The organism is Candidatus Avelusimicrobium sp., from assembly GCF_056976295.1.
In genome coordinates, this window is sequence record NZ_DBMCTG010000001.1 from 106458 (window position 1) to 128537 (window position 22080).

The 22080-nt window shown below is 47.7% G+C and carries 20 protein-coding genes and 1 tRNA gene; 9 read left to right on the forward strand and 12 right to left on the reverse strand.

The features are described 5' to 3' along the window. The first annotated feature begins 3 nt into the window (after positions 1-3). Positions 4-1683, forward strand: a complete 1680-nt coding sequence (locus ACZOTW_RS00490) for a SulP family inorganic anion transporter (protein WP_483997192.1) — start codon at positions 4-6, stop codon at positions 1681-1683. Positions 1684-2069: 386 nt separating this feature from the next. Here the strand turns inward: ACZOTW_RS00490 and ACZOTW_RS00495 are convergent, their stop codons facing one another. Beyond that, entirely contained in the window at positions 2070-5825 is a 3756-nt protein-coding gene (locus tag ACZOTW_RS00495) for an MFS transporter (protein ID WP_483997193.1), read from the reverse strand. A 363-nt stretch (positions 5826-6188) separates the two neighbouring features. After that, on the reverse strand, positions 6189-6671 hold the full coding sequence (gene coaD / locus ACZOTW_RS00500) for a pantetheine-phosphate adenylyltransferase (RefSeq protein ID WP_428046220.1): 483 nt from the start codon (positions 6669-6671) through the stop codon (positions 6189-6191). Positions 6672-6724: 53 nt separating this feature from the next. Between coaD and ACZOTW_RS00505 the strand changes: the two genes are divergently transcribed. Next, a complete protein-coding gene (locus ACZOTW_RS00505; protein WP_428037942.1) occupies positions 6725-7846 on the forward strand; it encodes a deoxyguanosinetriphosphate triphosphohydrolase family protein in 1122 nt (373 codons plus the stop codon). Positions 7847-7955: 109 nt separating this feature from the next. Here the strand turns inward: ACZOTW_RS00505 and ACZOTW_RS00510 are convergent, their stop codons facing one another. From ACZOTW_RS00510 to ACZOTW_RS00520, 3 genes are all read right to left on the reverse strand, one after another. Further along, positions 7956-8642 carry a hypothetical protein gene (locus ACZOTW_RS00510; protein WP_483997194.1) on the reverse strand — a complete coding sequence of 229 codons (687 nt, stop codon included), beginning with the start codon at positions 8640-8642 and terminating at the stop codon, positions 7956-7958. Between the two features lie 167 nt (positions 8643-8809). Beyond that, a tRNA-Gly gene (locus ACZOTW_RS00515) sits at positions 8810-8883 on the reverse strand. A gap of 60 nt (positions 8884-8943) precedes the next feature. Continuing rightward, the gene (locus tag ACZOTW_RS00520; RefSeq protein WP_428045256.1) at positions 8944-9849 is read right to left on the reverse strand and encodes a hypothetical protein; all 906 of its coding nucleotides are present in this window, start codon (positions 9847-9849) and stop codon (positions 8944-8946) included. 48 nt (positions 9850-9897) lie between these two features. Here ACZOTW_RS00520 and ACZOTW_RS00525 point away from each other — a divergent pair, with 48 nt between their 5' ends. Continuing rightward, a complete protein-coding gene (locus ACZOTW_RS00525; protein ID WP_428037944.1) occupies positions 9898-10314 on the forward strand; it encodes a secondary thiamine-phosphate synthase enzyme YjbQ in 417 nt (138 codons plus the stop codon). 1 nt (position 10315) lies between these two features. Then, on the forward strand, positions 10316-10702 hold the full coding sequence (locus ACZOTW_RS00530; protein ID WP_483997195.1) for an acyl-CoA thioesterase: 387 nt from the start codon (positions 10316-10318) through the stop codon (positions 10700-10702). A gap of 76 nt (positions 10703-10778) precedes the next feature. Here ACZOTW_RS00530 and ACZOTW_RS00535 read toward each other — a convergent pair whose 3' ends face one another. The 3 genes from ACZOTW_RS00535 to pheS are packed head-to-tail and all read right to left on the reverse strand — an operon-like array spanning position 10779 to position 14475. Next, positions 10779-11039: a hypothetical protein gene (locus ACZOTW_RS00535; RefSeq protein ID WP_483997196.1), complete on the reverse strand. Its 261-nt coding sequence runs from the start codon at positions 11037-11039 to the stop codon at positions 10779-10781. A gap of 1 nt (position 11040) precedes the next feature. Then, positions 11041-13425, reverse strand: a complete 2385-nt coding sequence (gene pheT, locus ACZOTW_RS00540) for a phenylalanine--tRNA ligase subunit beta (protein WP_483997197.1) — start codon at positions 13423-13425, stop codon at positions 11041-11043. Between the two features lie 9 nt (positions 13426-13434). After that, a complete protein-coding gene (gene pheS, locus ACZOTW_RS00545) occupies positions 13435-14475 on the reverse strand; it encodes a phenylalanine--tRNA ligase subunit alpha (RefSeq protein WP_483997198.1) in 1041 nt (346 codons plus the stop codon). 298 nt (positions 14476-14773) lie between these two features. On the opposite strand from pheS, the gene ACZOTW_RS00550 reads away from it, so the two are divergent. Genes ACZOTW_RS00550 through ACZOTW_RS00570 form a run of 5 tightly spaced genes read left to right on the forward strand, consistent with a single transcriptional unit; the run spans position 14774 to position 18525 of the window. After that, positions 14774-15061 (forward strand): hypothetical protein, encoded by a 288-nt coding sequence (locus ACZOTW_RS00550; RefSeq protein WP_428037627.1) that lies wholly within the window; start codon positions 14774-14776, stop codon positions 15059-15061. 4 nt (positions 15062-15065) lie between these two features. Next, entirely contained in the window at positions 15066-16313 is a 1248-nt protein-coding gene (locus ACZOTW_RS00555) for a replication-associated recombination protein A (protein ID WP_483997199.1), read from the forward strand. Continuing rightward, the gene (xseA, locus tag ACZOTW_RS00560; protein WP_483997200.1) at positions 16314-17519 is read left to right on the forward strand and encodes an exodeoxyribonuclease VII large subunit; all 1206 of its coding nucleotides are present in this window, start codon (positions 16314-16316) and stop codon (positions 17517-17519) included. Between the two features lie 6 nt (positions 17520-17525). After that, on the forward strand, positions 17526-17771 hold the full coding sequence (gene xseB, locus ACZOTW_RS00565; RefSeq protein WP_177746531.1) for an exodeoxyribonuclease VII small subunit: 246 nt from the start codon (positions 17526-17528) through the stop codon (positions 17769-17771). Beyond that, positions 17761-18525, forward strand: coding sequence for a TlyA family RNA methyltransferase (locus tag ACZOTW_RS00570; protein WP_177746533.1), 765 nt, complete (start codon positions 17761-17763; stop codon positions 18523-18525). Before xseB ends, ACZOTW_RS00570 begins: the two co-directional genes overlap by 11 nt. Before the next feature lie 133 nt (positions 18526-18658). Here ACZOTW_RS00570 and rpsI read toward each other — a convergent pair whose 3' ends face one another. From rpsI to ACZOTW_RS00590, 4 genes are all read right to left on the reverse strand, one after another. Next, the gene (rpsI, locus tag ACZOTW_RS00575) at positions 18659-19054 is read right to left on the reverse strand and encodes a 30S ribosomal protein S9 (protein WP_177746535.1); all 396 of its coding nucleotides are present in this window, start codon (positions 19052-19054) and stop codon (positions 18659-18661) included. 15 nt (positions 19055-19069) lie between these two features. After that, on the reverse strand, positions 19070-19495 hold the full coding sequence (gene rplM / locus ACZOTW_RS00580) for a 50S ribosomal protein L13 (protein WP_428037951.1): 426 nt from the start codon (positions 19493-19495) through the stop codon (positions 19070-19072). 114 nt (positions 19496-19609) lie between these two features. Further along, complete coding sequence (gene dusB, locus ACZOTW_RS00585; protein WP_483997201.1) at positions 19610-20590, reverse strand: tRNA dihydrouridine synthase DusB; 981 nt, start codon at positions 20588-20590, stop codon at positions 19610-19612. Beyond that, a complete protein-coding gene (locus ACZOTW_RS00590; protein WP_483997202.1) occupies positions 20587-22080 on the reverse strand; it encodes a bifunctional metallophosphatase/5'-nucleotidase in 1494 nt (497 codons plus the stop codon). Before ACZOTW_RS00590 ends, dusB begins: the two co-directional genes overlap by 4 nt.

The window sequence follows — 22080 nt, forward strand, 5'->3', positions numbered from 1 at the left end:
ATTATGAACTTACTCCCTAAATTGGTTACGCTTTGGCGCAACCACCCCGAAGAATTTACCCCCAAACGTATGTGCAAAGATATTACGTCCGGGCTGGTAGTGGCTTGCGTGGCCCTGCCTCTGTCTATTGCCTTGGCTATCGCCTCCGGCGTTACTCCCGAAAAAGGCCTCTTAACCGCTATCGTAGCCGGGTTTTTAATCTCCCTCCTGGGCGGCTCCCGCGTGCAAATCGGCGGGCCGACGGGCGCCTTTGTGGTTATTGTCTATGGTATCATCCAAGAGTTTGGGCTTTCCGGTCTTTTAACCGCTACGCTAATGGCGGGCATTTTTTTGATGTTAATGGGCCTTTTTAAATTCGGTGCGTTCATCAAGTTTATTCCTTACCCCGTAACCACCGGGTTTACCAGCGGTATTGCCGTGGTGCTTTTTTCCACGCAAATTAATGATTTTTTGGGACTGAATTTGACCAATATCCCCAGCGACTTTTTTGCCAAATGGAATCTGTATTTTCACCATTTATCCGCGGTAAATTGGGAAACCTTGGCTGTTGGCCTTTTAACCTTGGCTATTATCATTTTTTGGCCTAAAAAATGGAAGGCGTTGCCCGGCTCTCTGGTAGCCCTTATCATTACTACTTTGGTGGTGAAGTTTGCACATTTAGACGTGGCGACGATTACCTCCACTTTCGGCGCGGTGGACAGCACCTTGGTTTGGCCCCATATGCCGGGCGAAATTACGCTGGCAACCATTAAAAAATTACTGCCCGCCTCTTTAACAATTGCTTTTTTGGCCGGGATTGAAAGTTTGCTTTCTGCCGTCGTGGCGGATGGTATGATTGGCAAAAAGCACCGCTCCAATATGGAACTGATTGCCACGGGTGCCGCCAATGTGGCGGCGGCTTTATTCGGCGGCTTACCTGCCACGGGTGCGATTGCCCGAACAGCCACTAACATTGAAAACGGCGGACGTACGCCTATTGCCGGTATGGCACACGCTATTTTCCTGCTGATTATGATGCTGTGCTTAATGCAATATATTGGCCTGATTCCGATGACATCCTTAGCCGCCATTTTGTTTATGGTGGCCTACCGTATGAGCGGTTGGCGGGCCTTCCGCGCTTTATTCAAGGCCCCGGCAAGCGATGTGGCTATCTTGCTCGTTACCTTCGGTTTGACTGTGGCGGCCGATTTGGTGGTAGCCATTGAGTTCGGCCTCGTTTTGGCGGCGGTACTCTTTATGAAGCGGATGAGCGACGTATATCAAATCAAGAATATGGATGATGATATTTTTGATGAAGTGCACCAAAAGGACGATATTGATACCAAAATTATTACACACAATGTAAGCGTGTACGAAATCAACGGTCCGTTCTTCTTCGGGGCGGCAAATGTATTTGTAGATTCCTTAGAAAATCACAAAGAGTGCAAGGTTCTTATCTTGCGTATGCGCAGCGTACCCGCTATGGATGCCACCGGTTTTCACGCGTTAGAAAGCATCTTTAACAGTTGCCAAAAAGATGGCGTGCAACTGATTCTCTCGCACGTCCAAAAACCTGTGTTAAAAACCTTGGAGAAATACGGGTTCATCAAACGATTAGGCAAAGACCATATTTGCAAAAATATTGATATTTCCCTAATGCGTGCCGAGTCTATTGTCAGCGGACGCCAGCATTTCCTGGAATAGCCCTGCGGGCGGCAGATTTTCCGCACTCTATTGAATAATTGAGCGACGCTGTTTGCAGGGTCGCTCTTTTCTTGCCCAAAGCACAACATCTTGCGGGCGGCAGATTTTCCGCACTCTACTGAATAATCGGGCGACTCTGTTTGCAGGGTCGCTCTTTTCTTGCCCAAAGAGCAACATCTTGCGGGCGGCAGGCTTTCCGCGCCCAGTTGATTAATTGGACAACACTCTTTTTAATGTTGCAAATTAACACAAAGGCAACGACAACAGTCGGATAAAAACCTTCCGGGATAACAACACAAGGACAAGGGTGATAATTTAGTATAGATATAAAATTAAAAGCCCCGGGCACTAAAAATACCCGGGGCGTTGTTCTAAAATTTACCTTATTAGTTGGCAGGAGCCGCATTATCCAAATTCGTAGGAGTGGCCCCTTTATCGCGTTTAAATACGCCTTTTACCTTCTTCCACAAGCGGCCGGCTTCGTATTTCACGCCCTTTACCAACGAGGAGTTACTCATCATACCGGGTGTTAAAAGCAAACTGGCTCCTAACATCGTACCCGCATACAACAAATCCATCGGAACACCGGCACCGCTCATAGAAGCTAAGTACCCCGCCGGGATAGCCCCCAAACCGCCTACTGCCATTGTTAAAGCCAAGATAGAGGACAGTTCGCGGTTCTGTTTGGGGTAGCGGTTCATAATATAGTCGTACATTTGGGTAAAGAAGTTACCCACGCCCAAACTGGCTACGGCCGCGCCCGCAATCGTTTGCGTCACACTGTCGCCCGCGGTAGCCATCATACCTGTACCCAAGGCAGACAAGGAAGAGCAAAGGATGTACATTGTATCGGGGCTAATACGGCGGCTTACTACGTTACCGCCCAAGCGGCCTACGATAAACGGCAAGTAGAGCGAGCAGGCAATCAGGAAGTTTGCAAATTCGCCTTGGCTGATAAGCGATTTCATAGAAGTAGCAAACGAACTGGAAATGACGAACTCGTGAATCGTAGCCAACGTCATTGCCGAGGCCAACGCCGCCACACCCGGGGCTTTTAACATTTTGCCCATATTACCAAGCGTGTTTTCCTGCACCGCCACAGAGTGTTTAACCTTATGTACCAAGTCGTTCAGGCGGTCAGCCGGAACATTATATTGTTCGGCTAATTGTTTTTCCAATCCGGCGAACAATTCCGCCTTAGCACCTTTATACAAATCGCTGGCTTTCTTGGAAGAATCCATTTTCACGTTGGCAAACACCCACGCATCTAACGAATCTTTAAATCCGCGTGCCACTTCGTCAATAACCAAGGACGGCACTTCTCCTTTTGCTTCGGCCAATACTTTGGCCCCCGCATCCAGCGTACCTTGCAACATTTTTTGGCTCTGTTCCAAGTTTTTGGCGGAATACGCATCGCGCAGTTTAGCACGCCAGACTTTCCAGGCCACCCAACCGCTGTAACCGGCATATATCGGGAAACTGATAGAATAGTCCAGACCCAAATCTACCCCGGTCGCCAGTTGGATACCGTGATTAATCAAATACGGAGAGGCCAAGAAAGCAAGCGTACCTACATTTTTGTACACGAAACTTAAATTGTACAGTACGATATCTTTCAAACTGACCTCGGACTTTTTGGTAAAAAATTCCTTTACGCGTTCGCCCAGTTTTGCAAAACCTTGTTTTTCCGCAACGGACATTTCCGTTTCGGCGGTTTTTAAAGCATCCTTAGCCGCGTTCAAAATTACTTCCCCACGGTTCGCACGGATAAGCAAGTTGGAAACCAACTGTTTCAAAATACTGGAACCGCTCATTAAGAATAAGGCGGTAATGAACAAACCTTTCTGTACCGGGCTTAATGCCATACCCTCTACAAATCCGTAGAATCCGCCCGCCGTAGCCAAGGCGCCGGCAGCAGTGGACATAGCCAAAGAAACAACCATTAAGTTCTTTTCGCCATATTTTTTAAGTACAGGGGTCAACAAAGAGGCCAACCCGGGCAATACATAGTTGATACCGAACATCATACCGTTGGCGGCACTTACGTCAATACCAAGCGCACCGTTTACCACCGGACCCATCGTTTTACCCAAACTGACGTTCGTCAAGGAAGCATCACGCACGATTAAGTCCGCACGGTTTTGGGTAGGATGTACAGACACATTAAATTTGGTCGGGCTGTGGCGTAAAATTTCCACAAACTTGCCGATTTGGTTTTTAGGTAAGCGCACATAAAAGCGGGACAAGTGGTGAATTTTTCCATCCGTGCCTTGCAAAGCCAAGTTGCCTTCCGGCAACAACACAACTTTTTCGCCGTGGGCTACGCTTTTTTCCGGCAGAGTTACTTCCAAGGGCAAAAGAGCACCTGTGGCAGCATCAGTTACCTGTTGGGTAGCGGCTTTGTACACCACATCCGGGCGGTTTTCCAGTTTCAAACTAAATTTGGTCATCCCGGCGGCACGCACCAAATCAACCAAAGAGCCCACTTGGTCCGCTTGTAAGCGCATATAGAAGTGCGCCATACGCAAGGGCGGCTGGGTTTGGTTGCGCAGTTCAGCCACATAGCCGTGTTTAAAGTTGGGGGTTAAGGCAAAAGCCACGCGGTTATAACCCTTTACGCGGAAACGGTTGCTGATTTCCAAATTGACGGGCAAAATGCGTTCAATGCCGTTTTCGTCCACGCGGGTTAATTTAAAGCCTTTTTCCGACACCGGGACCGGGCCTTCTTCGCCGGCTCCCATTAATTCATCAGCAGAGGCCGGGGCTTCGGGCGAGCGGAGATTGGAATAAACCTCGCTAATTTGCGTGGCGTCGTGCAAGCCCGGCTCGTGATAAATGGGTTCCGGAGCCTTTTTGCTAAAACGGTTTTTGAGCCAAGCCGCACCTTTCTTAAAGAGTTTTCCAATAGCAAAAACGGGCACACCGCTGTACATTACACCAGAATTATCATTTTCGGAGCGTCCCAAAAATTCCACCGTGCTCTTCGTTTCAGCGGGTACCGCGGCGGTCTCGGCTACTGCTTCGCCGGCGGTCGGTACAGCCGTGGGAGATAAGGCCAAATCCGCTCCCGGCAACTGCACTTTCGGCATTTCCACTTTGGGAGAAGCAGCAGGCTGCGCTTTCGTCGCCGGGGCAACAGGCTCGGCGGCCGGAACGGTGCCTAATTCCAACCAATCGCGGGTGGCCTGGCGGGAAATATCAGCATTTAAAACGTTTTGCGGGCAGCCCAATTTCAAGAAGCGGGCCATATCGGAGGACGCAGGAGCGGCTTCACCGGTTACAGCGGTAATTTGAACGGGCAAACCTTTTTCTTGCGCCACAGCGGTTAAATTCTGCCAGAACGGACCTTTGGCCCCCGTAAGGGTGGCAAGTTCCTGTAACTGGGTATAAGCGCCTTGACGCAACAAACCGCGGGCAGCAATTACTTCCGCGGTTTTTTCAAAGGGAGAGTTTACGGCTTGCTTATAAAAATTAATCAAGGCCGGGGCATCGGCTTTTGTGCCCACTAAGCCCAAAGCCGCCGCATCGGACAACGCGTGGTGGCAATTTAAAACATCCTTATAGTTAGCGTGTTGCTTATTGGAGGCAATCAATAAAACGGAGTGTTCGTCCCCTTTGGGAAGTTTGGCAAAGGCGGCGGACAAGACTTCCAATTCCGTGCGGTAAAATTTAACGGCTTCGGTCTGCTGGACCAAGTTGGCGCTACCGTGCAAGTAAAACGTAACAAACTGGGAGCGCAGAGCCGCCGCGCGAACCTTTGGAGAGGTTTGAGCAAAAATAGGACCGGGCAAACCATCAGTCAGTTCACCACCAGCCAAAGCGTGAGGAGAGGTTAACGCCGCAAGTTTAGAGTGGATTAAATCGGAAGGAACCTGCACAGAACCCGCATTAGGGGCCACCACCGCACCGGGAAGGATATTGGGAACCATTTGGCCCACGCGCGCTCCGGCAGAATACCCCTGTACATTGGACGGCAATTTTACGTTGGGAACGACGGCGACTCTTTTCACCACCTGGCCAACGGTCCGGCTTTGCTTGGCAAGTCCTTTACCGGCCTTAGCAGGTAAAGATTGCGCCAGCGATGGGGAAACGCTGCTAAATAGAATACAAAAACTGAGTAAAAGCGACAGGGTTGTTTTCATAATAAGGTTCTCCTCTCCCTTAATTATTGGAAAAAGTTCGCAAAAAAAATAGGGCCAAAAGACCTAGAAGTCCTAGGTTTTTTAGCCCTATATAAAAATAGGCCCTGCCACTTGGGCAGGCATATTTCCGGGGGTATGGCTGATTGAATACGGGAAATTTTTAAGGAATTAGGGAAAGCGGACACGCCCCCCTCTTTTATTGCTAAAAATTGCAGGGGCGAGCACTGACACACAAATTGTTGGTCTTTGGCGCAGTACATCTAAAACTCCTTTTATCCGTCTCCACCTATATTTTAGTAAACTTTGCCAACTTGCACAACGGAGCAAAAGACCCATTTTTTATATAAGTCTTTTGGATTATGTCTATTTGTCCAACTTGTCTTTTAATGCACGTGCCACACACGGCGGCACCAAGGAAGAAATATCCCCCCCATAGCCGGCGGCTTCGCGCACCGCAGACGAACTTAAAAAAGCGTATTCGGGACGGGCCGGAAAGAAAACCGTTTCGGCCCCGGGACAAAACAACTTATTATAATAAGCGTTTGTCAGTTCGTGTTCCATATCCGCCGCGCCGCGTACCCCGCGCACCAAAATATGCAAATTGTTTTTTTTGAGGTAATCCGCCAATAATCCTTCCGCCTGTTCCACGCGGATTAACGGTTCGTCCTTAAAAGTTTCCTTTAACAAAGCCACCCGTTCCGCCGGACTAAACAACGGTTGTTTGTTTCCGTTGGGAATTACCAACACCACAAGTGCCCCGAACGCACGTGCCGCACGGCGCGCAATATCCGCGTGCCCCAGCGTAACGGGATCAAATGTGCCTGCATAAACGGCCGCAATAGTCATAAAAGGCTCCTTAACACTTCTATATAAGTTCTATATTATGGTATCATAATTTTATGATAAAAAATCCGTTTAGTGATCAAATTTATTTACAGCGTACACATCCGCATCATCCTGATTTGCGGGATGAATATTTCCGCGACCAGACAAAAATTATCCACTCTCTGCCGTTTCGCCGCCTGAAACATAAAACCCAAGTATTCTTTGCCCCAAACAATGACCACATTTGCACCCGCATAGAACACGTACTGCACGTAGCGACCATAGCCGCTACTATTTGCCGGGGGCTCAACAAAAGCGGCAACTGGCAATTAAGCGAAGATATGGCCTATGCTATCGGCTTGGGCCACGATATCGGACACGCCCCTTTCGGGCACGAGGGCGAACGCGCCATAGACGCTTGCATCCGCCCCAAACGCTTTTTACACGAACTGAACAGTTACCGCGTGGTGGAACATTTAGCCAATTATGGGGAAGGATTAAATTTAACCTTTGCCGTAAAGGACGGAATCATCTGCCATTGCGGCGAAGATTTCACCAATAACCAACTCCGCCCCGCTGCGGTGCCGAACGATTTGGAAAAAATCACCGGGCGCGACCATATGCCATCTACTTATGAGGGGTGCATTGTGCGCCTGTCCGATAAAATTGCCTATTTAGGGCGGGATATTGAGGACGCCGTAAAGGCAGACCTCATCACCACCAACGATATTCCCAAAGATGTACGCGAAGAAATAGGAACGTCTAACGGGGAAATTATCAACACGCTGACCCTGGACCTAATTAACCACTCCAAGGACCAAGATTGCATTGGCTTTTCGGCTGATAAATTTGGGCTGATTTCCCAGTTGCGCGAATTTAACTATACCCGCATTTACCACAACGAGCAAATGCGCCAGCGCAAGGAAACCATAGACAAATGTATCCGCGATTTGTTTGATTATTTCCGCACGATTTTTAAGCGATACGGCTTTGACTACGAGGCATACGAACAAGAAGGCAAAACCACCGCTAAGAATTTTGCCAAGTATATGCGTTCTATGACAAACATATATAAAGAAAACCCCGCGCAAATTGATACAATTATCGCCGACTATATTGCCGGAATGACCGATTCATTTGCATTAAGCGTAATGGAGGACGTTATTTTGCCTAACTCCATTAAGTTTTTTAGTTAAGTATTTGCGAAATTTCAGGAAAAGCGCCCGGTTCCCGCCGGGCGTTTTTTATGATATAAAAAGGAACACCCCCGGTGGGGGAACCGGAGGTGCAGGGGATAAAAAGTTTTTACAGGTAGGAAGCGTTTTCGTTAAAGAAAGCAACCACTTTATCCATACCCGGGACAGAAGCATTATCGCGCGCGGCTTGTGCAATCGTGCGGCCGCTGTTATCCTTGCTCATTTTTACCACTTCGGCGGCCTCAGTCTGCGCTACATCCGCCACAATTCCGCCGGCGGAAAGTTTGCTCTTAATATTCATAATGCTCTTGTACAAATCGGTATAGGGAATTTCCGCAAAAAACATATCCGCACGCCCGTAATTAATTTGCGTTTGTACCGGGAGTTCCCCAGCCGCATTGCGCTGATTCATTAAAAGGTGTAAATGCTTTTGATATTCACGCGGATAAAAATGGCGGATACCATAAGCCAAAGCCAAAAAAGAGTCTTTGTTGCGGGCAACGTGGAACACGTTATTGCCGTTTTTGCCCGTTTTAAGCAAGAAATTGCCGCTCTTGGCGGATTTGATATAGGAAGCAATAGCCTTGGCATCTCCTTTTTGGGCCGCCGCGAAAACGGGCGTATTGCCGAAATCATCTTCTTTGTCCAAATCTACGGAACCTTGATGCCTTTGGGCAGCCGCTTGCACGGCAGCCTGCAATTTTTTGTTCAACTGCGGACGAGGCTGGGCTGCAGGAGCCGCATTAACCAGCGAAACCATCAAACAAGCCGCTAAAATAAAAAGAAAGTTTTTCATATTTTATCCCCTTATACATCCTTCTTATTTAAGTATCTATTTTTAAGTGGAAATTTACGAGGGTCTTTGGACCCATTTTTCAGGTATTTTGGACCTATCTTTTTTATAGGCCCTGCGGCAGGTGAATATAAAAACCAAAAGCCCCGGATTAAACCGGGGCTTTTAAATGGAGCGGGCGAAGAGAATCGAACTCTCGTCTCAACCTTGGCAAGGTCGCGTTCTACCATTGAACCACGCCCGCATAAATCTGTTTACCCTCAACAATAAAATTATAACAAATTTTTTACGTTGTGTACAATATTTATTTTTTTCGGGATGTTTTTTGTGCTTTTCCCGTCGTAGAATTTCCGCCCAACAAAATAGTTGCTATCGGCTTTAAATACGTATTTTGCTCCACCGCTTTGCGGATATGGGGGTTTCCTTGCAAGGCTTTTAAATGCGGATTTGATGCAATAATGCGTGCGGCTTCCTGCGGACGGTCGCGGAAATATTTAACAGCCTTGCTGATAAGCAAATAACTCATAAAACGGCTGTTTGCCACCGCCAATACCATCGGTTCGCTGGCAAGCACCTGTTTGACGGTTTCGCTATCAAAAAATTCTGACATCGCATTTGGATCCTCGCTAAACGCCAGCAGAAGTTGCGGGTCCTCCAACAAAGGAGCCACGTCCGGGCGGGCTAAAAAGGCCTTACACATCTTATCGTTAGCCAACAGATAACGCATCAAATCGGGGTCTGCTAAATTAGATGAAAAATTGGTCGTAAGTGCCCACGGAGCCGCGCCGATAATTTCGTAACTTTTAGGAGTAAATGCCTTAAAATTAAAACGGCTGATAATCGGCAATGTGGAGCCTAAGTTACTTACGGCTACGTTGCGGTCCTGCCCTTCTTGCAGTTGCACATACGTTACCCCGGTGTTGGGATTAAACTCGGTATTCGCCGCCGCCAATCCCTTTACTTGGTTGGGGTCCAATGCCGCCGTTAAGTTATCGGCTCTTTTTTGGGCAGATAAAATAATCACTATCGTAATTAACACCAACGCCACCACACCTATCCCCACACCCAACAAAAGCGTGTCCTGTGTGCGTTTTTCAGTTGTAGCGGCCGACTGGGCCTTGGCCGCCCCCTGCGGGTTTTGGGCCGCTTGTTTTTTCTGGTGATACTTGGCGGGATTACGCAGTAAATCCATTAACTCTTCTTTCTTCATAACATACGGCCGTTCTGCCGGACCTCCATATCAAGTATAATTTATTATATGAAATCTTATACCCAATATCTAACTGTTTGTACGGAAAAACATTACGAAATCGTAAATATCACGCCGCAAGTAGAGGAAGCATTGGCTAAAAGCGGCATAAAAGAAGGCTTGTGCCTGGTTAATTCTATGCACATTACATCCAGTGTATTTATCAACGATAACGAGCGCGGCCTGCACGCAGATTTTTTACGCTGGACGGAAAAACTGGCCCCCTACGGGATTGATAAATACCAACACAACTTGACCGGAGAAGACAATGGCGACGCACATTTAAAGCGCACCCTGCTCGGACGCGAGGTCGTGGTGGCGGTTACGGACGGACATCTGGATTTCGGCCCGTGGGAAACTATTTTTTACGGAGAATTTGACGGACAAAGAAACAAACGGATTTTGATTAAAATTATTGGAGAATAAAATGAAAAAAACTATTTTTTATCACGATACAGACTGTGGAAATGTAGTCTATTACGCCAACTACTTAAAATATTTTGAAGAAGCGCGCACCCTCTATATGGCGGAAAAAGGTTTTTCTGTTCCCGCGCTTATTGAACGCGGATTGTACTTTGTGGTAGCCCGGCAGGAAGTGGAATACAAATATTCCGTACGTTACGCAGACGTAATTGACGTATCCGCCAAAGTATTGGAAGTGTCGGACATTAAGATTGTGTTTGAAAACCTCATTACCAACCAAGACGGCCGTTTATGCACCAAGGGAAAAACCACACTGGTTTGCGTGAATAAAAACGGAATGCCTACTCCGATGGGGGCAGACGTAAAAGCCGCGATGATGCCCGCCGCATAAATCTTTTTTTAGCCAGACAAAAACGGAACGCCCAGTATGGAGCGTTCCGTTTTTTAAATCTACCGCTTAGGCCACGCTAAACGATGTTTTCTTCGTTTTCTTTGGCCTTTGCAATTTCTTTATCCAACCGGGCGGATAATCGTTTTAGAACCGTTTGCGTGTTCTTTTTCCACTCTTTCAGTTCGCGCAATTCGGCTTCCGTATTTTTTAATTTTTCCAAACTGTCCTCTAAGGTGCGCACCCGCGCCTTTAACGCGCCGTTCTCGCCCTGCAATTCCTTCTGCCGGGCGAGTATTTGCGACGTTAAAAGTTCCAGTTGTTTTAATTTTTCCTGCATATTACCGCAGTTCCGCTCCCACTTGCACGCGCAACTGTTCCACAATGCGGTTAAACGCGTCGTCCGTTTCCTTGTCTTTCAAGGTACGTTCTTTATTGGAAAAGGCTAAACTGAACGTTACGCTTTTTTTGCCCGCAGGCAAATGTTCGCCTTGATACAAATCAATCAAGTGGTACGAAAGGTCCACATCAAGCGGTGTTTTTTCAAGCGCGCTGATAATATCCGCATAAGATTTTTCTTCATCCACCACAACCGACAAGTCGCGCAAAGACGGCGGAAATACCGCCACCGCTTTGGCAGGCTTAAAATCTTGCGCAGAAAAAGCCTTTTCAATCAGTTTCGTGGCAAACTCAAAGCCCCATACTTCGGGAGTTTTAATGCCGCAAGCCTTTAACGCAAGCGGATGAAATTTGCCAAACAAGCCGATTGCCTTGCCGCCCAGCATAATATCCATACAAATTTTGGGGTGCATATATACCGGGGCTTTTTTGGACGGAACCAAAGTTACCCTCTCCACGTCGGACAACACCGCCTGCATCAGGCCTTTTAACCAATAAAAATCTACCGGTTTTTCCGCCCCTCCAAAGAATTTTTCCTGCTCCAAAGTTCCCGTTAAAACGCCGGACACCGCGTACCCTTCCACCGGGAAGCCCTTAATAGATTGGAATGTTTTGGTCGTTTCAAACAAGGCTAAATTAGTATTGCCAAAGCGAAAATTGCTCTCCACATTTTTGAGCAAAGAAGGCAACAAAGTCGGGCGCAAATAATCCCACCCTTGGGCCAAGGCATTTTTAATTTTAATGCAGAACTTAGGGTCAAAACCAAAAGTTTTGAGTTCTTTTTCTCCCAAGAAATCAATATTTTTACACTCGCAGAAGCCCGCCCCAATTAACGCAGAGGCATATTTTTTGCCTAAATCAATCCCTTTTGGATTATCGGCAAACATCAGGCTGGCTTTTGTTTCACTTACGGGAATCATATCATAGCCCGCAAATCTGGCGGCTTCTTCTGCCAAGTCCCATTTGTGGTTCAAGTCCCGGCGGTGCGTAGGAGCTTTAAAGGTCCATTTTTCGCCGTCCGCGTGAAATTCAGCAGCCAAGCGACCGAAGATTTCTTTTAAGCGCTCGTCGCTAATCTGCGTGCCTAAAATGCCGTTAATTTCCGCCGGAGTAAACATAACCGTCGGGTTTTCGTATTTAACGGGATAAACATCGTTGATTTCGCTGGGAGTACCGCCGCAAATTTGTACAAACAAATCACTCGCGCGGCGCATTGCCGTCATAGCCCCTTCAATATCCGTTCCGCGTTCAAAGCGTTGGGAGGAGTCGGACGAAATGGCAAATTTTTTGACTGTTTTGTTAACGGTAGGCGGGTTGAAATACGCGGCTTCCAGAAAAATATCTTTTGTATCGTCCTTAATACCGCTGTCTTTTCCGCCCATAATACCTGCCAGAGCCGTTGCCTTTTTGTTATCGGCAATCATCAGGCAGTTGGCGTTTAACGTCAGTTCGCGCCCGCCCAACACGGTAAACTTTTCCCCTTCTTCCGCGTTGCGCACGATAACCGTGTCGCCCTCCACTTCGCGCAAATCAAATGCGTGGAGCGGATTGCCCAGTTCAAACATCACATAATTTGTTACATCCACAAGCGCATTTTTGGGGTTCAGCCCCATCGCAGCCAAACGGCTTTTGAGCCACTCGGGCGATTCGGCATTTTTTACCCCGCGGATAACGCGCCCGATATAGCGCGGGCAGGCTTCGGCGTTTTTAATTTCCACATTTAATGCTTTTCCTTCGCCGGGCAAATCTTTAATAGCAGGCATTTTAACGGGCTTATTTAACAGTGCCGCCAATTCACGCGCCACCCCCAGGTGGGAGAGCAAATCGGGGCGGTTTGATGTAATTTCCAAATCAAACAAAGAATCCGCTTTGCCATAGAGGGAGGCAACATCCGTGCCCAATTCCAAATTTTCATCCAACACCAAAATTCCGTGTGCGCGGGTATGGGTTAAACCTAATTCGTCAGACGAGCAAATCATCCCCTCGGACGGAACACCTCGAAGCACCACCGGTTTCATTACCATTTTACCCACGCGGGCTCCCAAGAGTGCAAGCGGCACTTTTTGCCCAATGGCCACGTTTGGCGCGCCGCACACCACGCGCTGTGTTTTTCCACCGCCTAAGTCCAGTGTTACCAAGTGCAAATGGTCGGAATTGGGGTGGTCCTCTATTTTGATGATTTGGGCCACACGGACCCCTTCAAAATCTGCCCCTGTCTTTTCCACAGAAGCCACTTCAATACCAAGGTCGGTCAGTTTTTTTACTAATTCCTCGGGGGTTAAATCAATATCAATAAAATCTTTGAGCCAAGAATACAAAATTTTCATAATCTGTCCTTAAAATTGTTTTAATACGCGCAAGTCGTTTTCATAAAATGTACGGATATCTTTAATGTTAAGCATCATCATAGCCAAGCGTTCCACGCCCATACCAAAGGCGTACCCGCTAAACTGTTCGGGATCAATGCCGCAGTTTTTAAGTACGTTGGGGTGAACCACACCCGCACCCAGCATTTCAATCCAACCGCTGCCCTTGCACACATTACACCCTTTTCCTTGGCAGAAAACGCACTTTACGTCCACCTCTACGCTGGGTTCCGTAAACGGAAAGAACGAGGGGCGGAAGCGGATTTCGGCCTTATTGCCAAAAAGCCCTTTCATAAAGGCGGTTAAATCGCTTTTAAGGCTGGCCATACTTACATTTTTATCCACATACAAGCCTTCAATTTGGTGAAATACGGGGCTGTGTGTAGCGTCCAAACTGTCGTTTCTAAATACGCGGCCGGGGGCCATAATGCGAAGCGGCGGTTTGTGTTTTTCCATATACCGGCTTTGCACGTTAGAGGTATGTGTGCGCAAGACAAGCGGCATTTTGCCGTCCACAAAGAAAGTATCCTGTGCATCACGCGCCGGGTGGTGCAGCGGGATATTCAGCAAATCAAAGTTGTGCTTTTCGTCCTCCACCCAAGGCCCTTCGGCCCACTCAAAACCCAAACGAGAAAGAATCTCCGTCATACGGTCCTGCGCCACGGAAAGCGGGTGGCGGTGGCCTTTGGCCACGGGGTAGCCGGGAAGGGTTAAATCTAAGGTAACTTTATTTAATTCGTCATTAATTTGTTTAGCAGTAAAAAATTCAGTTTTTTCGTCAAGCGCGGCAGACAAGGCGACTTTCAAAGCGTTGCCCAAGGGACCGGCTTGTTTCTTTTCTTCAATGGAAAAATCTTTTAAGCCTTTTAAAAGTTCCGTTAATGCGCCTTTGCGCCCGAGGGCCGCAACGCGCAATTCTTCCACGGCGGCTAAATCGGCCGCTTGGCTGATTTTTGTTTTATAGTCCTGCTCAATAGCGGAGCAGGCTTGTTGAAATTCGGTAATAGTCATATACTTATTATAGTATTTTAGGCGGCTGTATAGGGAAAATAAAGAGGAATTTTAAAGCCGTTTTTCCCGTTTGTCCGTTTCTGCTCCCCTTGCCTTGTTTATAAGAGGCGGTTTTGGCAGGGTCGCATTTTTATTTGTTTGAGCCGCAGGCGAGTTATAAAAATACCCACCAAAACCTGCATTTTATAAGGCGTTGGGCAACGAGTATTTTTGGTTCTTTTTCTACGATTAGAAAAAGAACATCTAAACTTTGCTTCTTTTTACACAAAAAAGAAGGAAAAAAGTAAAATAAACTTATATGGCCAAAGAGATTGTTCAAGTAGAAATAAAGCGTATCCCGCTGGATATAGAAACCACCGAACTCGGCGCCGTGGAACTGACAGACCTAGCCGCAACGGTGGAAAAATATATGCAAGGATTAGACGAAATAGACACGCTCAAACAAGCCCTTATTACCGCGCTCCATTTTGCGGCAGTGGCATATTTACAACGTCAAAATGACGGCGGAAAACGCAAGGAAGAAGAATCGCGCGTGGACGATTTGATTGTAAAATTACAATCCGCCTTGAACGCTAACCATAAATAATTTTATGCAAGAAAACGAAAATATCCCGCTGGCCGCGCGCCAGGCGCCCAAAACATTAGAGGAATTTGCCGGACAGCCGCATCTATTAGGGCCGGGCAAAATGCTTCGCCGCCTGTTGGAAGCGGATATGATTAAATCCGCCGTATTTTTCGGCCCGCCCGGTTGCGGCAAAACAGCCACCGCACGTTACATAGCCTCACGCACGCAGGCCTATACGGTAGAATTAAATGCGGCGGCAGCCGGTGTAGCAGACATCAAAAAAGTGTTGGCGGAAGCCAAAGACCGCGCCCGCACCCCCTCTTTTGACCAAAAGCGCACTTTGGTTATTTTGGACGAAATTCATCATTTTAACAAAACCCAGCAGGATGTTCTGTTGCCGTCCGTGGAACGGGGAGATATTATTTTAATCGGCATTACAACCGAAAACCCTTATTTTTACATTAACACCGCACTGTTATCCCGTTTTTCCGTTTTTGAATTTAAAGCATTGGGCGAAAAAGATTTGCTTAAAATTTTAACGCGTGCCGCCGAGAAAGAAAACGCACAAATCGCTCCGGATGCCGCCGAATACTTTATCACCCAAGCCAACGGCGACAGCCGAAAAATGCTAAATGCCGCCGAATTGGCGTTCGTTACCACCGAACCGGGCGAGGATAAAATAAAGCACATTACTTTGGAAATTGCGCAAGAGTGCATCCAGCGCCGCCACTTAAATTATGATAAAAAAGGCGACGAGCATTACGATATCATTTCCGCTTTTATTAAATCTATGCGCGGCTCTGACCCGGATGCCGCCGTGTATTGGTTGGCGCGTATGCTGGAAAGCGGCGAAGACCCGCGCTTTATTGCCCGCCGTATTTTAATTTGTGCGAGTGAAGACGTAGGGTTGGCTGAACCGGCCGCGCTGATGATTGCGCAATCCGCCTTTCAAGCGGCAGAAGAATTGGGTATGCCCGAAGTGCGTATTCCCTTGGCCCACGCGGCTATTTATGTGGCCTGTTGTCCCAAAAGCAACTCTGCTTACCTGGCTATCAATGCGGCCTTACAAGAAGTGCGCGAAGGCAAATACCGCCCGGTGCCGGATAATCTGCGTTCCGGCGGAAAAAACAACGGCTACAAATACGCGCACGATTACCCCAATCATTATGTCCGGCAACTTTATATGCCCAGCCCAATGAAATTTTTTACTCCCGGCATATTGGGCAAAGAAGCCGCACTCATTGAGCGGCTCAAAAAAATCAAAGGAGAATAAATGGAACCGGAAGCCCCTTTTAGAGGACAGGTCTTTACCGTTACCGCCATTACGCTTGCCGTTAAGCAAACTTTGGAGGGAGTATTCCGCGATATTTTTGTAGAGGGCGAAATCAGCAATTTGCGCGAAGCCGCCAGCGGGCACGTTTACTTTGATTTAAAAGACAGGGAAGCGTTGTTGTCTGCTGTTATGTTCAAGTGGGATGCGCGCAAATTTACGGGAGAACTGCAAGAAGGCTTGCAGGTGCGCGTATGGGGCAGCCTTTCCTGCTATGCCAAACAGGGGCGCTACCAAATTGTTGTAAAAACCGTGGAAGCGTTAGCCAAGGGAAACCTCTATTTAGAATTTGAAAAATTAAAAAAGAAGTTGGAAGCAGAGGGCCTTTTCGCCCCCGAACATAAAAAACCGATTCCCGCGTATCCGCAAAGAATTGGCGTTGTAACTTCGCCCACGGGTGCGGCAGTGCGGGATATTTTATCCGTTTTAAAGCGCCGCAGCCCGCATTTAGAAATTTTAATAGCCCCGGTACTGGTACAAGGGGACGAAGCCGCCCCGCAAATTGCCCAAGCCATCGCCGATTTGAACCGCTTTAAGCCTGCGCCAGATGTGCTGTTAGTAGGGCGCGGAGGCGGAAGTATAGAAGATTTATGGGCATTTAACGAAGAAGCCGTCGCCCGGGCTATTTTTAAAAGCAAAATTCCGGTCATTTCGTGTGTGGGGCACGAGGTTGATTTTACGATTGCCGATTTCGTGGCCGATTTGCGCGCCCCCACTCCGTCAGCCGCGGCCGAACTGGTGGTAAAAAATTCCCAAAATACGCAGGATTATATCAAGCAGTTGCAAAAGCGGCTGTTACAATCTGTCAGTTTATTTTACGAACGCGCCAAACGCAGATATGACTTGTGCGCAAACAGCCGCGTGTTCGTTCACCCGGAAACTATTACGCAAAGCAAAGAACAGGATTTAGATGAATTAAATACGCGTTTAGAAAATGCCTGGAAGGAAAAATTAAATAACTTTTCGCACCGCTTTAAACTAGCCCAAGGCCAACTGGCGGCATTAGGGCCGCAGGCCGTGTTAAAACGCGGTTACAGCATTACGCGCAAGCAGGACGGCTCCGTCATCAGCCGGGTGCACCAAACCGCCCCGGGCGAAACCGTATATATTCAAGTACAGGACGGTATGATTCATGCCACTGTTAAGTGAGGATTTATGACAAAATTTAATTTTGAAAAACAACTCTCCCGCTTGGAAGAAATCGTCGCCAAGTTGGAAGAAGAACAAACCGATTTGGACGCCTCCGTCAAACTGTTTGAAGAGGGAGTAACCCTTTCAAAAGAACTTTCACAAAAGTTGGAAACGGTTAAATTTAAAGTGGAAGAATTAAAAAAGAAAGGAGCCGAAATGATGACCGAGCCCTTTAACACGGAACTCGCCGAGGACGAAAATGGCAAATAAAAAATTACGTCTGGATATGGCCTTGGTAGAACAGGGATTTTTTCAAAGCCGCAACCGCGCGCAGGCTTCCATTATGGCCGGAGAAATATTGGTAAACGGTGAAATTGACACCCGCGCCGACCGCACCATTTTGCCCGAAGATAAAATTTCTATTAAAGAAAAATCTTGCCCGTATGTTTCCCGCGGCGGCCTAAAACTGGCAGGAGCCTTAAAACATTGGAACATTGATATTAAAAACAAAGTGTGCGTGGATATCGGAGTGGCGACCGGCGGATTTAGCGACTGTATGATTCAGGCCGGAGCCAAAGAAGTTTACGGTGTGGACGTAGGAAAAGGCCAACTGGCCGACGAAATGCGCCGTTACAAAAATTTCCACTTTAAACCCGAAACCAATGCCCGCTATATGACGGCAGATTTGTTTGATTCGGCCCCGCAATTTGCGGCGGTAGATGTTTCTTTTATTTCGCTTACAATGATTATGGAGCCTCTTTTTAAAGTAATGGCACTGCAAAGCGAAATAGTCCTTTTAATTAAACCGCAATTTGAACTCACCCCCAAACAGGTGCCGCACGGTATTGTAAAAACCGAAGAAAACCGCCAACTGGCCATTAAGCGCGTACAAGATTTTTTTAATGAACAGTTAAAAGAAAAATACGGCGGCGTCTGCGGCGAAGTGATAGAAAGCCCGATTAAAGGCACTCACGGCAATACCGAATACCTGTGGCATATCACGCTGAACAAACCGCAACCTTAGCACGGCCCGCTCCCACTTGGGGAAAACAACAATAAATATCCCCCCCCCGCTTACTATTTCTCTACACACAAAAACCCCCACTCCAAAGAGCGGGGGTTTTGTAAAACATTTCCTGCAAGTTTCCAGCCAACGATTAACGTTTGGAGAACTGGAAGCGTTTGCGGGCACCGGGCTGACCGGGTTTCTTTCTTTCAACCATACGCGGGTCGCGGGTAAGATAACCGGCCTTTTTGACGGCTTTTTTAAGATCTTCGCTCATTGCGGCGATAGAGCGCGCAATCGCGTGGCGCAAAGCACCTGCCTGGGAGGATACACCACCGCCCACTACTTTGGCGGTAACGTCGTATTCTTTTTCCAGGTTGGTAACCACGAGCGGGGCCTTAACGGCAGATTTGCAGCGGGCGTGGTTGCCGAAGTATTCATCCAAAGATTTGGCGTTTACGGTAATAACCCCTTTACCCTTTAAAAGTTCAACTTGGGCGACGGAGGTTTTTCTTCTTCCGGTTTTGAGTTCTTTCGTATTGTTCATAAATTTCTATCCCTCTTATTTACCAAAGCGTTCGGTGAAAGCGTGTTCTTCGCCAGCAAACAAGCGCAAGCGTTTCATCCTGGGCGCGCGAAGTTTGTTTTCGTCCAACATTCTTTTAACGGCCAGTTCCAAAACTCTGGTGGGGTTGTTTTCCAACACTCTTTTGACCGGGGTTTCTTTACCACCCTTGGCATAACCGGAGTGGGAGAAGTAAACCTTTTGTTCCATTTTTTTACCGGTCAATTTGATTTTGCCGGCATTGGTAACGACGACGAAGTCGCCGCAGTCCATATTGGGCGTATAGGTCTTTTTGTGTTTACCCATAAGCAAGACGGCAATTTGGGTAGCCAATCTGCCCAGGGTTTGGCCCGTGGCGTCAATATGATGCCATTTGCGGGTGGTTTCCACTTCCTTTACGGAAGGCAAAAAAGTTTTTGTCATAATTTTGTTTCTACCTTTTGTAATTAATGCGCAGCGGAGTGGTTGGCCGCTGTCTTAATGACTCGTGGTTTCCTATATATTATATCAAAATGTACAAGATTTTATGGGATTTTTTTATGCGCACAGACGGGACAGGGTTTCCGCAAATAACTTTTCAATATCCGCCAAGGTATCCAGCCGCACAAAAAGGCCGCGCATTTCCGAGGCGTTGGGGAAATCCTTTATCCAATATCCGGCCGTTTTCCGGCTGCGGTTTACACCAATACGCTCGCCGTAATAAGAAACATTTTCGCGGATGAGGTGCAAATAAATTTCAAGCCGCTTTGCAGGCGAATTGCTGGCGGGTTCTTTGCCTTCAAAAGCATTAATAATGTCTTGAAAGATAAACGGATTGCCAATGGCTCCGCGCCCAATCATTACCCCGGCGCATCCTGCTTGTAAAAATTTTTTTGCCGTTTCGGCCGTCAATACCCCACCGTTGCCGATAACAGGTATTTTAACTGTTGCGCACGCTTCGGCAACTGCCCCGATATTTGGCTCTCCGCTGTGTACGTCCACCGCCGCACGCGCGTGCAACGTTACCGCCGCACAGCCACAATTCTCGGCCAATTTAGCAAGGCGCACTCCCAGCAATTCCTTGTGCGTTAACGCAATGCGTGTTTTGAGTGTTACCGGTATTTTAACGCTTTTAACGGCGGCTTCCAACAACCGGCCCAATTTTGCTTCATCTTTCATCAAAACACAGCCGGCTCCCGCTTTATTAATTTTTTTAACAGGGCACCCTGCATTTAAATCTACTATATCGGCTCCGCAGGCTTCGGCATTTTTGGCGGCCTCGGCAATAGTGGTTTCGTCTGCTCCAAAAATCTGCATAGAAACCGGGTGCTCTTTTGGGTTGACCTGCAACATCCGTCCGCTTTTTTCGTTACCATAGTGCAAGGCGTGCGCGGACACCATTTCCGCACACACAAGTCCCGCCCCGCCTTTTAAACAGAGCACGCGGAAGGGCGAATCTGTAATACCGGCCATCGGGGCTAAAATTAAATTGTTGGGAACGGTAAAGGACCCTATTTTTAAAGGACGGATTAGGCTCATTTTACTTTCTTCCAGCGTCCCAATTTGGGCAGTTCAACCGTTTTTTGGCGGACCAAACAGGAGCGCATAATTTGGCGCGCTTCCACAAAGGTATTTTTAAATTCCAGCGAATCAATAAAGCCGTCATGTCCAAAACCGCCCGCCAACACGTGGTCCGTAACAGCAAAGCGGTATGTTTCGCGCGGATTGACTGTGCGTCCGTTTTTTTCAAGCACTACTTGGCGGATTTTTTTGCCCTCTTGCGTAACCGCATACGACACCGTAAACCCCGCCACTTGCGGAAAATTATCCTTGGCATTTAAAGAATCTTCCAATGCTTTTAAAAAGGCCGCGCCTTTAATAGTAATAAAGGTAATATTGTCACCATACGGATATGTTTTATACAAATCATACTCCGTTACCCGGCCCTCGGGCAACGCGTTGCGGATAGAGTCCGAATTGATAATTGCGCCGTCCAGTTTGGACCATTTGTATAAGCACTGGGCTAACAAATCCCCCAGCGGAGACTCCGCCGTAAGCGAGGTTGCCACCGGCTGTGGCATATCGGCTACGCGGGCATTCATTTTTTTGCGGGTATCCGCGCGCAGAGCCGCGGCACGGGAGGCAATTTCCTCATCCTCCCCAAATTCTTCCTTAAACAAAGGGATATCTTCAAATTTCACCTCACGCACTTGTTTGTTTTTATCAAACAACAGGCGGATATGCCCGATACTATCCAACTTGGAGCCGGGATAAACGATAAAGGTATTATTGACGGTATCGGTTTCGGCGTTTTCGCGGTCCTTATTGGCACTTAAAATAAGCCCCAAATGTTCCACCTCTCCGGCCAAAGAAGCATCACTGACTCCGTCCTTTTGTTCCTCGCCGAGCGCGCTTAATACAATGATAAAATCAACACCTTTTTCCCGCAAAAGAGATGTCATATCCTTGGCTACTTGTACCGGGTCCTGCGCGGTTAAACCCAACAAACGGCCTTTATTTTTATTAATAGCCTGTGGGTCAATTAAACCAAAAATGCCGATTTTTATACCGTCCACCGTACGAATTTGATAATCGTGCATAGGCCACGGAATTTTGCCCTCCAACTTCAAATTGGAAACGATAAAAGGATAAGGCAATTCGCGCACAGTATTGCGCAAGGACGGCCAACCGTAAGCCAAGTCTTTATCGCTTACAGACCCGGCTGTATAAGGGATGGTTTTGGTCAGTTCGGCCACATACGCACCCTTGGTCAAATTTCCCTCCGGCGCAGAACCGAACCAGTTGCCGCCGTCAAACAGCAAATACGGGGCGGGGCGGGTTTGCAAGAAATTTTTTAGCACCGCATATCCGCCCGCTTCTTTATTTTCAAAGCGCGGCTCCATACGGGACCAATAAAATCCCTGCACATCAGCAGTATAATAAACATCCACCGGGTACAGTTCTTCGTGCAGGCAGCCGCCTGATAAGGCGGCCGCCAGTAAAATAAAAAGAATAGACTTTACGCGCAT